At 72.2% G+C, this 12306-nt stretch carries 11 protein-coding genes; 2 read left to right on the plus strand and 9 right to left on the minus strand.

The genetic code is table 11. The features are described 5' to 3' along the window. From ACFY1L_RS34345 to pdhA, 6 genes are all read right to left on the minus strand, one after another. Window positions 1–1098, minus strand: a complete 1098-nt coding sequence (locus ACFY1L_RS34345; RefSeq protein ID WP_388832925.1) for a potassium channel family protein — start codon at window positions 1096–1098, stop codon at window positions 1–3. Further along, window positions 1095–2468: a molybdopterin molybdotransferase MoeA gene (locus ACFY1L_RS34350; RefSeq protein WP_388832928.1), complete on the minus strand. Its 1374-nt coding sequence runs from the start codon at window positions 2466–2468 to the stop codon at window positions 1095–1097. The genes ACFY1L_RS34345 and ACFY1L_RS34350 overlap by 4 nt, the downstream gene beginning before the upstream one ends. Continuing rightward, a complete protein-coding gene (locus ACFY1L_RS34355) occupies window positions 2465–3373 on the minus strand; it encodes an NTP transferase domain-containing protein (RefSeq protein ID WP_388832931.1) in 909 nt (302 codons plus the stop codon). Before ACFY1L_RS34355 ends, ACFY1L_RS34350 begins: the two co-directional genes overlap by 4 nt. 63 nt (window positions 3374–3436) lie before the next feature. Then, window positions 3437–4747, minus strand: a complete 1311-nt coding sequence (locus tag ACFY1L_RS34360; RefSeq protein WP_388832934.1) for a dihydrolipoamide acetyltransferase family protein — start codon at window positions 4745–4747, stop codon at window positions 3437–3439. Next, a complete protein-coding gene (locus ACFY1L_RS34365; protein ID WP_388832937.1) occupies window positions 4747–5751 on the minus strand; it encodes an alpha-ketoacid dehydrogenase subunit beta in 1005 nt (334 codons plus the stop codon). Before ACFY1L_RS34365 ends, ACFY1L_RS34360 begins: the two co-directional genes overlap by 1 nt. Beyond that, a complete protein-coding gene (gene pdhA / locus ACFY1L_RS34370) occupies window positions 5751–6884 on the minus strand; it encodes a pyruvate dehydrogenase (acetyl-transferring) E1 component subunit alpha (protein WP_388832939.1) in 1134 nt (377 codons plus the stop codon). Before pdhA ends, ACFY1L_RS34365 begins: the two co-directional genes overlap by 1 nt. A gap of 176 nt (window positions 6885–7060) precedes the next feature. Here pdhA and ACFY1L_RS34375 point away from each other — a divergent pair, with 176 nt between their 5' ends. Beyond that, complete coding sequence (locus ACFY1L_RS34375) at window positions 7061–7561, plus strand: Lrp/AsnC family transcriptional regulator (RefSeq protein WP_388832942.1); 501 nt, start codon at window positions 7061–7063, stop codon at window positions 7559–7561. A 17-nt stretch (window positions 7562–7578) separates the two neighbouring features. Here ACFY1L_RS34375 and ACFY1L_RS34380 read toward each other — a convergent pair whose 3' ends face one another. Then, complete coding sequence (locus tag ACFY1L_RS34380) at window positions 7579–8169, minus strand: TetR/AcrR family transcriptional regulator (protein WP_388832945.1); 591 nt, start codon at window positions 8167–8169, stop codon at window positions 7579–7581. Then, window positions 8166–9683 (minus strand): 3-hydroxyacyl-CoA dehydrogenase, encoded by a 1518-nt coding sequence (locus tag ACFY1L_RS34385; protein ID WP_388832948.1) that lies wholly within the window; start codon window positions 9681–9683, stop codon window positions 8166–8168. Before ACFY1L_RS34385 ends, ACFY1L_RS34380 begins: the two co-directional genes overlap by 4 nt. A 160-nt stretch (window positions 9684–9843) precedes the next feature. Here ACFY1L_RS34385 and paaN point away from each other — a divergent pair, with 160 nt between their 5' ends. Then, on the plus strand, window positions 9844–11535 hold the full coding sequence (paaN, locus tag ACFY1L_RS34390) for a phenylacetic acid degradation protein PaaN (RefSeq protein WP_388832951.1): 1692 nt from the start codon (window positions 9844–9846) through the stop codon (window positions 11533–11535). Here the strand turns inward: paaN and ACFY1L_RS34395 are convergent. Further along, window positions 11532–12275 carry a TrmH family RNA methyltransferase gene (locus ACFY1L_RS34395; protein ID WP_388832954.1) on the minus strand — a complete coding sequence of 248 codons (744 nt, stop codon included), beginning with the start codon at window positions 12273–12275 and terminating at the stop codon, window positions 11532–11534. The genes paaN and ACFY1L_RS34395 overlap by 4 nt on opposite strands. Window positions 12276–12306: the final 31 nt, after the last annotated feature.

Genomic DNA, 12306 nt, shown 5'->3' on the forward strand with positions numbered 1-12306 from the left:
TCAGTTCTGTCGCAGGGGCCGGACGTCCGGGGCGACCCGGGCGCCCGGCGTCGCCCGGACGATCGTGATCAGCCGGTCCGTCAACTCCAGTGTCCCGACGGCCGGATCGTCGTATCCGAGCACCCGATGCCCTCGTACGACGCTCACCACCAGGTCGTCCGTCTCGCGCGGCCTCTTGCCCACCTCGGCCTTTATGACCGGGCGTTCGACGATGTCGAGCCCGCTGCCCTGCTGGATGAGGTCCTCCATCACCATGCCGGCGGCGGGGCTGAGCACGGACAGGCCGAGCAGGCGTCCGGCCGCGCTGGCGCTGGTGATGACCGCGTCGGCGCCGGACTGCTGGAGCAGCTGCGCGTTCTCCTCCTCGCGCACCGCCGCCACGATCTTCGCCCCGCGGTTGAGCTGCCGGGCCGTCAGCGTGACGAGCACGGCGGTGTCGTCGCGCTGGGTCGCGATGATGATCTGCCGTGCCCTGTGCACCTCGGCCCGCTTGAGCACCTCGCTGCGCGTGGCGTCCCCGATGACACCGACGTAGCCGTCGGCCGTCGCGGCGTCGATCACCTTGGAACTGGGATCGACCACCACGACCTGCTCCTTCTTCAGGCCCGTGGCACAGACGGTCTGGATCGCCGAGCGTCCCTTCGTCCCGAAGCCGACGACGACGGTGTGATCGCGCAAGGCGGACCTCCAGCGGTTCAGGCGCCATTCCTCCCGGGTGCGTTCGGTGAGGACCTCGAGGGTGGTGCCGACCAGGATGATCAGGAAGAGCACGCGCAGGGGCGTGATGACGAAGATGTTGGTGAGCCGGGCGGCGTCGCTGACCGGGGTGATGTCGCCGTATCCGGTGGTGGAGAGGGTGACGGTCGCGTAGTAGAAGGCGTCGAGGAGGTCGACGGAGCCGTCGGAGTTGTCGTTGTAGCCGTCGTGGTCGGCGTAGACAATGAAGGCGGTCGCAACCAGCACCAGCAGGGCCAGCAGCAGCCGTTTGCCGACCTGTCGGATCGGTCGCTCGACCACCTTCTTCGGGAGTTTCACCCTATGGGTCACGAGATGTTCGTCCGCCTGGCGGGCGATCGCGTCATGGCCCGGAAGTTTCACGTGAAACACACCCCGATTCCGGCGGACGCCCAGGGCAGGTCGAGGAGTTCCAGCTCCTGACCCGCACGGGCGCCACCCGGTGGTACGACGGTGAGCGCGTCGGCGACCGCGATGCCGCGCAGCATGGCGGGGCCGTTGTAGTGCAGCGGCACGGCACGGTCGCCGCGCAGCACGACGGGGATGAGCCGGGTGTCGTGCGGGTGCCCGTGGGCCGCGTCCTGGATCGGCAGCGTGTACGGCTCCGGGGCGGGGCGCGCGGCGAGGCTGCGCAGCAGGGGTTCGGCGAGGGTGAGCAGGCCGGAGACGGCGGCGAGGGGGTTGCCGGGGAGGCCGACGAGATGCTGGTTCTCCTTGGTGCGGGCCAGCAGCATGGGGTGGCCGGGGCGCACCTTGACGCCGTCTACCAGGAGTTCCGCGCCGATCCGCTCCAGGGTGGGGTGAACGTGGTCGACGGGCCCCGAGGCTGTACCACCGGTGGTGACGATCAGGTCGGCGTCGGAGCCTGTGATGGCCTTGCGCAGGGCCTTCGCGTCGTCGCCGAGCCTGCGTACGGCGGTGACCTCGGCGCCGAGCGCGCGCAGCCAGGGCGGCAGCATCGGGCCGAGGGCGTCCCTGATCAGGCCGTCGTGCGGCCGGCCCTCGGTGAGCAACTCGTCGCCCAGGACGAGGACTTGGACGCGGGGGCGGGGGACGGCGGTGAGGGTGTCGTAGCCGGCGGCCGCGGCGAGCCCGAGCACGGCGGGGGTCACGAGGGTGCCGACGGGCAGGAGTTGGTCGCCGGAGCGGCATTCCTGGCCGCGGGGGCGGATGTCCTGGCCGTGCTGCATCTCGCGGCCGGCGTGCAGATGGCCCTTGTCGTCGATACGGCCGTGCTCGCTGCGCAGGACGGCGGTGGTGTCCGCGGGGATGCGGGCGCCGGTGGCGATACGGACGGCCTCGCCGTCGGTGAGGGGCTCCGGGTCGGCGTGTCCGGCGAGGACGCCCGCGTCGCGTACGTCCCAGGGGCCGGGTCCTGCGACCGCCCAGCCGTCCATCGCCGAGGTGTCGAAGGAGGGCAGGTCGGTGAGGGCGGGGAGGGGCGCGGCGAGGGTGAGTCCGAGAGCGCCGTCGAGGGAGACGGAGACGGGGGCGCGGCGGGTGGCGGACCGACCGGCGCGGGCGGCGATCGCTCGGGCCTCGGGCCAGTGGGTGGCCCTGTGGTGGACGTCGGGCCGGTGGGCGGTGGCGGGCTGGGCACTGGGTGCGGGCGGCGTGGATGCGGGTGCGGGGTCGCCCGGTGTGCGGCCGCCGTGGTCGTTCACCAGGGCGAGCACCTCCTCGACGTCGAGGTCCTCGGGGTCCTGACCGGTCCGGGTGGAGTGGGTGGTCATCCTGCGTCCGTGTCGGGCTTGGCGTCGGGGTTGTCCTCCTGCGCCCAGCGCAGGGCGAGGGCCACGGCCTTGCGGGCGGCCTCGGCGACGGCCTCGGGGCCCCCGCCGGCCTGGGCGGCCGCGTAGCCGACGAGGAAGGTGGTCAGTGGTGCCGCGGGCCTGGCCACACCGTGGGCGGCGTCGCGGGCTAGGTCGAGCAGGACGCCGGTGTCGACGTCGAGGTCGATGCCCAGCTCGTCCTTGGCTGCGGAAATCCATTCATCCAACACGTGCCCATGCTCCCTGATACGTGCCCTGGCGGTGGCGATGTCGTCCCAGGTGTCGCAGTCGAAGGATGCGACGGGGTCGGGGACGCGGGTGAGGTCGAGGGCGGCGGTGAGCCTGCGCAGCGGCAGGCCGGTGAGGCCGTCGTGCTCGGTGGAGAGCGCGGCGAGTTCGCGGTGCAGCGCGGGTGTGCGGTACGCGGCCACGAGCGGTTGGTCGCGGCCGTCGGCGTCGGTGAGCAGGACGCCGTCGGCGGCGCCCCCGCGCAGGGCGGTCAGCAGCCGCCGTACCGTCCGAGCGCCGAGGAAGGGCAGGTCGGCGGAGAGGACGACGACCTGCTCCGCCGTGGTGTGCCGCAGCCCGGCGCCGAGCGCCGCGAGGGGTCCCCCGCCGGGCGGGTCCTCGCGGGTCCAGCGCACGGGGCGGGCGGTGGGCCGGGAGTCGGCGACGACGACGGTGGTGCGGGCGTCGGCGCAGGCGGTCAGGACCCGGTCGAGCAGGGCCCGGCCGCCCACGCGCAGGCCGGGCTTGTCCGCACCGCCCAGCCGCCGGGCGGCGCCGCCGGCGAGGACGACGGCGTCATACGCGACGGACCCGGCTTCGGCGGCGCCCTGCGCGTCCGTCGGCTCGTACGAGGTCACCCCCCGAGTATGCGTGCCGCCGCGATCACAGGGAACGCAGGGGAGGCCGCCGATCCCGCGGGATCAGAGTGTGCGCAGCAGCACCGCCGGCTGTTCCACGCAGTCCGCCACGTACCGCAGGAAGCCGCCCGCCGTGCCGCCGTCGCAGACCCGGTGGTCGAAGGTGAGCGAGAGCTGGACGACCTGCCGCACCGCGAGCTCGCCCTCGTGCACCCATGGCTTGGGGACGATGCGGCCGACGCCGAGCATGGCCGCCTCGGGGTGGTTGATGATCGGTGTGGAGCCGTCGACGCCGAACACTCCGTAGTTGTTCAACGTGAAGGTCCCGCCGGTGAGTTCCCCGGGCGTGAGCGTTCCCGCCCGGGCCGCCTCGGTCAGGCGGGCGAACTCCGCGGTCAGCAGTTCGGCGTCCCGCGCATGTGCGTCCCGTACGACCGGTACGACCAGGCCCCGCTCGGTCTGCGCGGCGAAGCCGAGGTGCACGTGTTCGAGCTGGACGACCTCCCTGGCCTCCATGTCGACCGTGGAGTTGAGCTCGGGGAAGCGGGCGAGGGCGGCGGTGCAGATCCTTGCCAGGAGGGCGAGCAGGGAGATCTTGGTGCCGCCGGCTGCGTTCATCGCCGTCCGCGCGCGCATCAGCTCCGTCGCGTCGGCGTCCACCCAGCAGGTCGCGTCCGGTATCTCCCGGCGGCTGCGGGAGAGCTTGTCGGCGACGGCTCCGCGGACGCCCTTGAGGGGGACGCGGATGCCGGTGGCGCCGGGTGCGGTCCGTACGGGCGCCGGTGCCTTCTGCGGCTCGGCGGGTGCCGTCGCCCGGCCCTGCGCGGCCGCGGCCCGCAGTGCGTACTCGACGTCGGCCCGGAGGATCAGCCCGTCCGGTCCGGAGCCGGCGAGCTCCCTCAGGTCGAGACCGTTCTCCCGGGCGAGGCGACGCACCAGGGGCGAGATCACGGGGACGGGTCCCTCGACCGCCTCAGGAGTCGTGGACTGCCCGTTCACCGCTGCGGACACCGGCTGCCCCGGCCGGACCCTGCGCCGCCGGGCGGGCGCCTCGGAAGTGCCGTAGCCCACGAGCACGTTGCCCGAGCCCTCGGTTTCCGGGGCCTCGGCCTCGCCGGCCGGGACCGGCGCGCCGACAGCCACCGTGATCAGCGGTGCGCCGACGGGCAGTTCCGTGCCCTCCTCACCGAAGCGGGCGGTGACCACACCGCCGTAGGGGCAGGGCACGTCGACCATCGCCTTGGCCGTCTCGACCTCGACGACCGGCTGGTCGACCGTGACGACGTCGCCGACCTCCACCAGCCAGCGCACGATCTCCGCCTCGGTGAGCCCCTCCCCGAGGTCGGGGAGCTTGAACTCGAGCACCTGTGCCATCAGCTCTCGGCCTCCCACTGCAGACGCCCCACGGCGTCCAAGATCCGGTCCACGCCGGGCAGGTGGTGACGCTCCAGCATGGGCGGCGGGTAGGGGATGTCGAACCCGGCCACGCGCAGCACCGGCGCCTCCAGGTGGTGGAAGCAGCGCTCCGTGACACGGGCCGCGATCTCCCCGCCCGGGCCGCCGAACCCGCCCGACTCGTGTACGACGACCGCGCGCCCTGTCCGCCGTACCGAGGCGCCGACCGTCTCGTCGTCGAACGGCACCAGGGAGCGCAGGTCGACGACTTCGAGGTCCCACCCCTCGGCCTGTGCCGCCTCGGCGGCTTCGAGGCAGACGGGAACCGACGGTCCGTACGTGATGAGCGTGGCGCTCCGGCCCGAGCGCCGCACCATCGCGCGGCCTATCGGTTCAACGTCCGTCGGGTGCTCGGGGTTCCAGGAGTCCTTCGACCAGTACAGGCGCTTGGGCTCGAGGAAGACGACGGGGTCGTCGGAGGCGATGGCGGCGCGCAGCAGGCCGTAGGCGTCGGCGACCGTGGCGGGCGTGACGACATGGAGCCCCGGAGTCGCCATGTAGTAGGCCTCGGAGGAGTCGCTGTGGTGCTCGACGCCGCCGATGCCGCCGCCGTAGGGGACGCGGATGGTGATCGGGAGCGGCATGGTGCCGCGGGTGCGGTTGCGCATGCGGGAGACGTGCGAGATCAGCTGCTCGAAGGCGGGGTACGCGAACGCGTCGAACTGCATCTCCACGACCGGGCGCAGGCCGTACATCGCCATGCCCACCGCGGTGCCGAGGATGCCGGCCTCGGCCAGGGGTGTGTCCGTGCAGCGGTCCTCGCCGAACTCCTTGGCGAGTCCGTCGGTGACGCGGAAGACACCGCCGAGGGTGCCGACGTCCTCGCCCATGACGTGCACGGTGGGGTCGGCGGCCATGGCGTCGCGCATCGCGCGCGTGAGGGCCTGCGCCATGGTGGCCGGCTTGACGGCGACGGTGGTCATCAGTGGCCGCCTTCCTGTTCCGCGTGCAGTTCGGCCTGCAACTGGGCCTGCTGTTCGCGCAGTTGCGGGGTGGGCTCGGCGTAGACGTGGGCGAACAGGTCCATGGGGTCGAGCACCGGGTCCTGGTTCATGCGTTCGCGCAGGTCGGCGGCCATGGTCTCGGCCGCGTCGCGGGCGGCCCGCATGCCGTCCTCGTCGAGCAGGCCGCGTTCGGTCAGCTCGTGCTCCAGGAGCGCGATGGGGTCGTGCGCGCGCCAGGCCTCGACCTCGGCGTCGCCGCGGTAGCGGGTCGCGTCGTCGGCGTTGGTGTGGGCGTCGACGCGGTAGGTGATCGCCTCGATCAGCGTCGGGCCGCCGCCCTCGCGCGCGTGCCGTACGGCGTCGGTGAGGACCTCGTGCACGGCGGCCGCGTCGTTGCCGTCGACCAGGCGGCCGGGCATGCCGTAGCCGACGGCCTTGTGGGCCAGCGACGGGGCCGCGGTCTGCTTGGCGAGCGGTACGGAGATCGCGAAGCCGTTGTTCTGGACGAGGAAGACGACCGGGGCCTGCCAGACGGCGGCGAAGTTCAGCGCCTCGTGGAAGTCGCCCTCGCTGGAGCCGCCGTCGCCGACCATGGCGAGCGCGACCACGTCGTCGCCCTTGAGACGGGCGGCATGCGCGAGGCCCACGGCGTGCGGGAGCTGGGTGGCGAGGGGGGTGCACAGAGGGGCCACGCGGTGCTCGTGCGGGTCGTAGCCGGTGTGCCAGTCGCCGCGCAGGAGGGTGAGCGCCTGGACGGGGTCCAGGCCACGGGCGACGGCGGCGAGGGTGTCGCGGTAGCTGGGGAAGAGCCAGTCGCGCTCCTGAAGGGCGAGTGCCGCGGCGACCTCGCAGGCCTCCTGGCCGGTGCTGGAGGGGTACACGGCGAGGCGGCCCTGCTTTGTGAGCGCGGTCGCCTGCGCGTTGTACCTGCGGCCGCGCACCAGCTCGGCGTACAGACGGCGCAGCAGGGCCGGGTCGGCCTTGCCGGCGGCCTCGGTGCCGAGGACGCGGTAGGGCTCCGCGTCGGGCAGCAGCGGCGCGGGGTCGGTGCGGGGCTGCCAGGCGGGCGGCGGCGATGGCCGATACGCGCCCCGCTGCTCCATGACCGTCATGACGGCACCTCCTCGTGGGAGCGGCTTCAGGCGCACCACGGGTGTGTGTCGCGCCTCACCTACCGATTGTTCGGTCGCCGGCACATTTTGGCTACAGGCCCCTTCGGGCTGTGGACAATCGGTTCTCCACAACCTCAAATGAACGCAGTACGTCCATGGTAGGGAGGCGGGGGGACATGGCACCTGAACAAATGGCCGAGGGATCGGAAGGCGGAAGCCCCCTGCCGCTGCCGCGTCCGCTCGACGCCATCGATTCGGACATCCTCCAGATGCTCCAGGCGGACGGCCGCGCGTCGATACGGTCGGTCGCAGAACGGGTGCACGTGTCGCGCGCGAACGCCTACGCGCGTATCAACCGCCTCATCGAGGATGGCGTCATCCGCGGCTTCGGCGCCCGCGTCAACCATGAACGCGCAGGTCAGGGCACTTCCGCCTACATCACCCTGAAGATCGTCCAGAATTCCTGGCGCACGGTGCGGGAACAGCTCAGACAGCTGCCCGGCGCCTCCCACATCGCCCTGGTGGGCGGCGACTTCGACGTCCTGCTGCTCGTCCACACACCCGACAACAAGGCGCTGCGCGAACTGGTGCTCACCCGCCTCCAGGCCATGCCCGAGGTACTCAGCACACGCACGCTGCTGGTGTTCGAGGAGGAGGACCTGGAGCCGCAGGGCTGAACCTTCTTGCGGCTCTCTCAGGCCTCCTTGCGCAGGCCGCCGAAGACCAACTGCGCCACCGCGTCGGCCACTTCGCGCTCGCTCATCCCGCGCCCGTCGGGGCGGTACCACTCGACGATCGAGTTGATCATCCCGAAGACCAGCCGCGTCGCGAGCCGCACCTCGACGTCGCCGCGCACCTCCCCGTCGGCGGCCGCGGCCTTCAGCAGCTCGGCCACCTGGTGGTCGAAGTCGCGGCGCCGCTCCAGGGCCCACCGCTCGGTGTCCGTGTTGCCGCGCACGCGCAGCAGCAGCGTCACGTACGGCAGGTCGCCGATCAGCACCTCGACCATGCGCCGCACGACGTACTCGAGGCGCTCGGCGGCGCGCCCCACGCGCGCGTGCTCCTCCTCGAGGATCCCGAAGAGCCCGTCGAGGGCCCGGCTGACGGCGCGGCGCAGCAGTTCCTCCTTGCCGGCCACGTGGTGGTAGATCGACGACTTGGAGATGCCGGCCGCCTTGGAGAGGTGCTCCATGGAGGTGCCGTCGTAGCCGCGCTCGTTGAAGACCTGGACGGCGACGGACAGCAGCGTCTCCGGGGTGTACGTGTCGCGCTTGGCGGTGGTCATGACGTGCTGCCCTCCCGCTTGTCGGTGGCGTACGCGTGGCGGTACAGCGCGAGGGACGGCGCGTAGCGCCCCGAGGGGTCGCGCAGATGCAGGTCGTCGAGGAGGGCGTACGCCCAGTTGCGGCCGAGCCTGCGGCTCCACTCGAAGGGCCCGAGCGGGTAGTTGACACCCAGGCGCATCGCGGTGTCGATGTCCTCCTCGGTGGCCACGCCCTTGGCGACGGCGTCGTGCGCCAGGTCGACGATCCGGGCGACCGTGCGGGCGACGATCATGCCCGGGACGTCGCCGATGACGCTGACGTCCTTGCCGAGCGCCTGGAAGAGGCCGGTGGCCTCGGCGAGGGTCTGCGGCGAGGTGTCCTGGGAGGCGGACAGGGCGATGCGGGTGGCCCTGCGGTAGTCCAGGGCGAGGTCGAAGTAGACGACGTCCCGGAACTCCACCGAGGTCTGGCCGTCGGCGAGGGCCAGCTGGCCGCCGCCCGGCAGCACCAGGCGGGTGCCGTGGTCCTCGTCCTCCTCTCGCACCTGGATGCCCGCCTCGCGGATCAGCGCGAGCAGTTCGGACGCGGGACCCAGGTCGCCCTCGGCGACCACGTACGCGGGCCGCTGCTGCTTCTCGGCAGAGTGCGGCTCGGGGCGCTCGGCGTCGTCGCCGTAGTCGTACCAGCCGTGCCCGCTCTTGCGGCCGAGCCGGCCCGACTCGACCAGGCGCCGCTGGGCGAGTGAGGGCGTGAAGCGCACGTCCTGGAAGAAGGACTGCCACACGGAGTGCGTGACGGACTCGTTGACGTCCTGTCCGATGAGGTCGGTCAGTTCGAAGGCGCCCATCCGGAAGCCGCCGGACTCGCGCAGCACCGCGTCGATGGTGGCGGGGTCGGCGCCCTGGGCCTCGTAGACCGCGAAGGCCTCGGCGTAGAAGGGCCGGGCAATGCGGTTGACGATGAAGCCGGGGGTGTCGGCGCAGGCGACCGGCGTCTTGCCCCAGGCGCGCGCCATCTCGTACGCGCGCGTGGCCGAGGTGACGTCGGTGGCGAACCCGGAGACGACCTCGACGAGAGGCAGCAGCGGCGCCGGGTTGAAGAAGTGCAGACCGACGAAGCGGCCGGGGTTGCGCAGGGCGCCGCCGATGGCCGTCACCGACAGGGACGAGGTGTTGGTGGCGAGCAGACAGTCCTCGCCCACGATGTCCTCGAGCTTGCTGAAGAGCTCCTGCTTGGCGTCCAACCGCTCCAGGACGGCCTCGACGACCAGGGAGCAGTCCGCGAGGTCGGCGAGGTCCGCGGCGGGCAGCAGACGCGCGCGTGCCGCGTCCCGGTCGGCGGCCGTGAGCCGGTCCTTCTCGACCAGCCGGTCGAGGCGCGCGCCGATGGCTTCGGCCGCTTCCGGGGCGCGCCCCGGGACGGCGTCGTACAGCCGTACGCGATGGCCTGCAACCAGCGCGACCTGGGCGATGCCCTGGCCCATGGTGCCGGTGCCGACGACGGCCACGGGGCTGCTGAGGTCGAGTGCTGTCATGTGCGCGATCCTCCCGCACGGGGTTTTCCACAGATGCGGCAGGCCCCCTTGTCCCGACCGATCGTTCGGTTACTCTAACTCTGACTGGCTGTTCCTGCCCATGTTTCTGCCCAGGTCATGAGCTCAACGAAGAGTTCACAAGACGAGGAGTTGGTCCCGCATGGCCGCCGAACTGACCGCGCACGAGCTGATCGCCAAGCACCGGCCCACCCTCGACCAGGCGCTGGAAGCGATCCGCACACGTGCGTACTGGTCCCCGCACCCCGAGCACCCCAAGGCATACGGCGAGAACGGCAGCCTGGACATGGCGGCGGGCAAGGCCGCCTTCGACGCCCTCGTGGGCACGCGCCTCGACCTCGGCCAGCCGGGCACGGACGACTGGGTGGGCGGCGAGGTGTCGCCGTACGGCATCGAGCTGGGCGTGGAGTACCCACACGCGGACCTCGACGTGCTGCTGCCCGCCATGAAGGCGGGCCAGAAGGCCTGGCGGGACGCGGGGGCGGAGGCTCGCGCGGTGGTGTGTCTGGAGATCCTCAAGCGGATCAGCGACCGGACGCACGAGTTCGCGCACGCGGTCATGCACACCTCCGGCCAGGCGTTCATGATGGCGTTCCAGGCGGGCGGCCCGCATGCACAGGACCGCGGCCTGGAGGCGGTGGCCTACGCGTACGTGGAACAGGTCCGCACACCCGACACGGCGGAGTGGACCAAGCCCCAGGGCAAGCGGGAACCGCTCGCGCTGACCAAGCAGTTCACGCCGGTCCCGCGCGGGATCGCGCTGGTCATCGGCTGCAACACCTTCCCGACGTGGAACGGCTACCCGGGCCTGTTCGCGTCGCTGGCCACAGGCAACGCGGTCCTGGTGAAGCCGCACCCGCGCGCGGTGCTGCCGCTCGCGCTCACCGTGCAGGTCGCGCGCCAGGTGCTCGCCGAGGCCGGTTTCGACCCGAACCTGGTGGCGCTGGCGGCCGAGCGCCCCGGCGAGGGCATCGCGAAGACGCTGGCCACCCGCCCCGAGATCCGGATCATCGACTACACGGGCTCGACGGCATTCGGCGACTGGCTGGAGTCCAACGCCCGCCAGGCGCAGGTCTACACCGAGAAGGCCGGCGTCAACACGGTGCTCGTGGACTCGACCGCGAACTACAAGGGCATGCTGTCCAACCTGGCGTTCTCGCTGTCCCTGTACAGCGGCCAGATGTGCACGACCCCGCAGAACCTGCTGATCCCCCGCGACGGCATCCGCACCGACGAGGGCCCCAGGACCTTCGACGAGGTCGTCGCCGACCTCGCCCGCTCCGTCGACGGCCTCCTCGGCGACGACGCGCGCGCGAACGCCCTGCTCGGCGCCATCGTCAACCCGGACGTGAAGGCCCGCCTGGAGGCGGCGGCCGGTCTCGGTGAAGTCGCCCTGGCGTCAAGGGAGATCAGCAACCCGGAGTTCCCGAACGCGGTCGTACGCACGCCTGTGATCGTGAAGCTGGACGGCGCCAAGCCCGACGACGAGGCCGCCTACATGAGCGAGTGCTTCGGTCCGGTCTCCTTCGCGGTCGCGGTCGACTCGGCCGCGGACGGCGCGGAGCTGCTGCGGCGCACCATCCGTGAGAAGGGCGCGATGACGGTCGGGGCGTACACGACCGACGAGGAGGTCGAGCAGGCGGTCCAGGAGGTCTGCCTGGAGGAGTCGGCCCAGCTGTCGCTGAACCTGACGGGCGGGGTGTACGTCAACCAGACTGCCGCGTTCTCCGACTTCCACGGTTCGGGTGGCAACCCGGCGGCCAACTCGGCGCTCACGGACGGGGCGTTCGTCGCCAACCGCTTCCGAGTGGTGGAAGTCCGCCGGGAGGCCTAGAACGCAGCCGTCGCGCTCCAGTGGTACAGCGTCATGGCCACGCTCGTCGCCAGGTTGTAGCTGGAGACCTGGGGGCGCATCGGCAGGGACAGCAAGTGGTCGGTACGCGCGCGTAGTTCGGCGGACAGCCCGCTGCGCTCGGAGCCGAAGGCGAGGACGGCGTCGTCCGGGAGCTTGACGCCCCGGATGTCGTCGCCCTCCGGGTCGAGCGCGAACAGCGGGCCGGCCGGCAGCTCGTCGACGTCCAGTCGTTCCACGGCCGTCGCGAAGTGCAGCCCCGCGCCGGCGCGCACGACCGTGGGGTGCCACGGGTCGAGCGTGCCGGTGGTGACCACGCCGGTCGCGCCGAAACCGGCGGCCAGGCGGATCACGGCGCCCGCGTTGCCGAGGTTGCGCGGGTTGTCGAGGACCACGACGGGCGCGGTGCGAGGGGTGTGCGCGAGCTTCTCGAGGTTGTCCGCGCGAGGGGGTCGTACGGCCAGGGCGGCCACGGCGGTGGGATGCGGGCGCGGGACCAGGCTCCGGTACGTCGGCTCCGGCACCTCGCTGAGGAGTGCGGCCAGCGTGTCCCGTACGTCGGGGGCCAGCTCGTCGGCGAGGGCGAGCGCCGCCCGCCGGTCGGCGGTGACCGCCACCGGGACCTCGGCTCCGAAGCGCACGGCGTGCTTCAGGGCGTGGAAGCCGTCGAGCAGCACACAGGTGTCTGCGAGGCGGTGCCAAGCGCTCACGGGGTCGGTCATGGCGTGCAGCCTACGTGCGCGTGTGCAGGGC

It is taken from the genome of Streptomyces sp. NPDC001663, assembly GCF_042893105.1.
In the GTDB taxonomy this organism is placed as follows: Bacteria; Actinomycetota; Actinomycetes; order Streptomycetales; family Streptomycetaceae; genus Streptomyces.

Excerpts from the sequence above, each read along its gene's own strand:
- ACFY1L_RS34385 (WP_388832948.1), bottom strand. The coding sequence starts at position 9,683 with ATGACAGCACTCGACCTCAGCAGCCCCGTGGCCGTCGTCGGCACCGGC.
- ACFY1L_RS34365 (WP_388832937.1), bottom strand. The coding sequence starts at position 5,751 with ATGACCACCGTCGCCGTCAAGCCGGCCACCATGGCGCAGGCCCTCACG.
- paaN (WP_388832951.1), top strand. The coding sequence starts at position 9,844 with ATGGCCGCCGAACTGACCGCGCACGAGCTGATCGCCAAGCACCGGCCC.
- ACFY1L_RS34350 (WP_388832928.1), bottom strand. The coding sequence starts at position 2,468 with ATGACCACCCACTCCACCCGGACCGGTCAGGACCCCGAGGACCTCGAC.
- ACFY1L_RS34395 (WP_388832954.1), bottom strand. The coding sequence starts at position 12,275 with ATGACCGACCCCGTGAGCGCTTGGCACCGCCTCGCAGACACCTGTGTG.
- ACFY1L_RS34375 (WP_388832942.1), top strand. The coding sequence starts at position 7,061 with ATGGCACCTGAACAAATGGCCGAGGGATCGGAAGGCGGAAGCCCCCTG.
- ACFY1L_RS34380 (WP_388832945.1), bottom strand. The coding sequence starts at position 8,169 with ATGACCACCGCCAAGCGCGACACGTACACCCCGGAGACGCTGCTGTCC.
- ACFY1L_RS34360 (WP_388832934.1), bottom strand. The coding sequence starts at position 4,747 with ATGGCACAGGTGCTCGAGTTCAAGCTCCCCGACCTCGGGGAGGGGCTC.
- pdhA (WP_388832939.1), bottom strand. The coding sequence starts at position 6,884 with ATGACGGTCATGGAGCAGCGGGGCGCGTATCGGCCATCGCCGCCGCCC.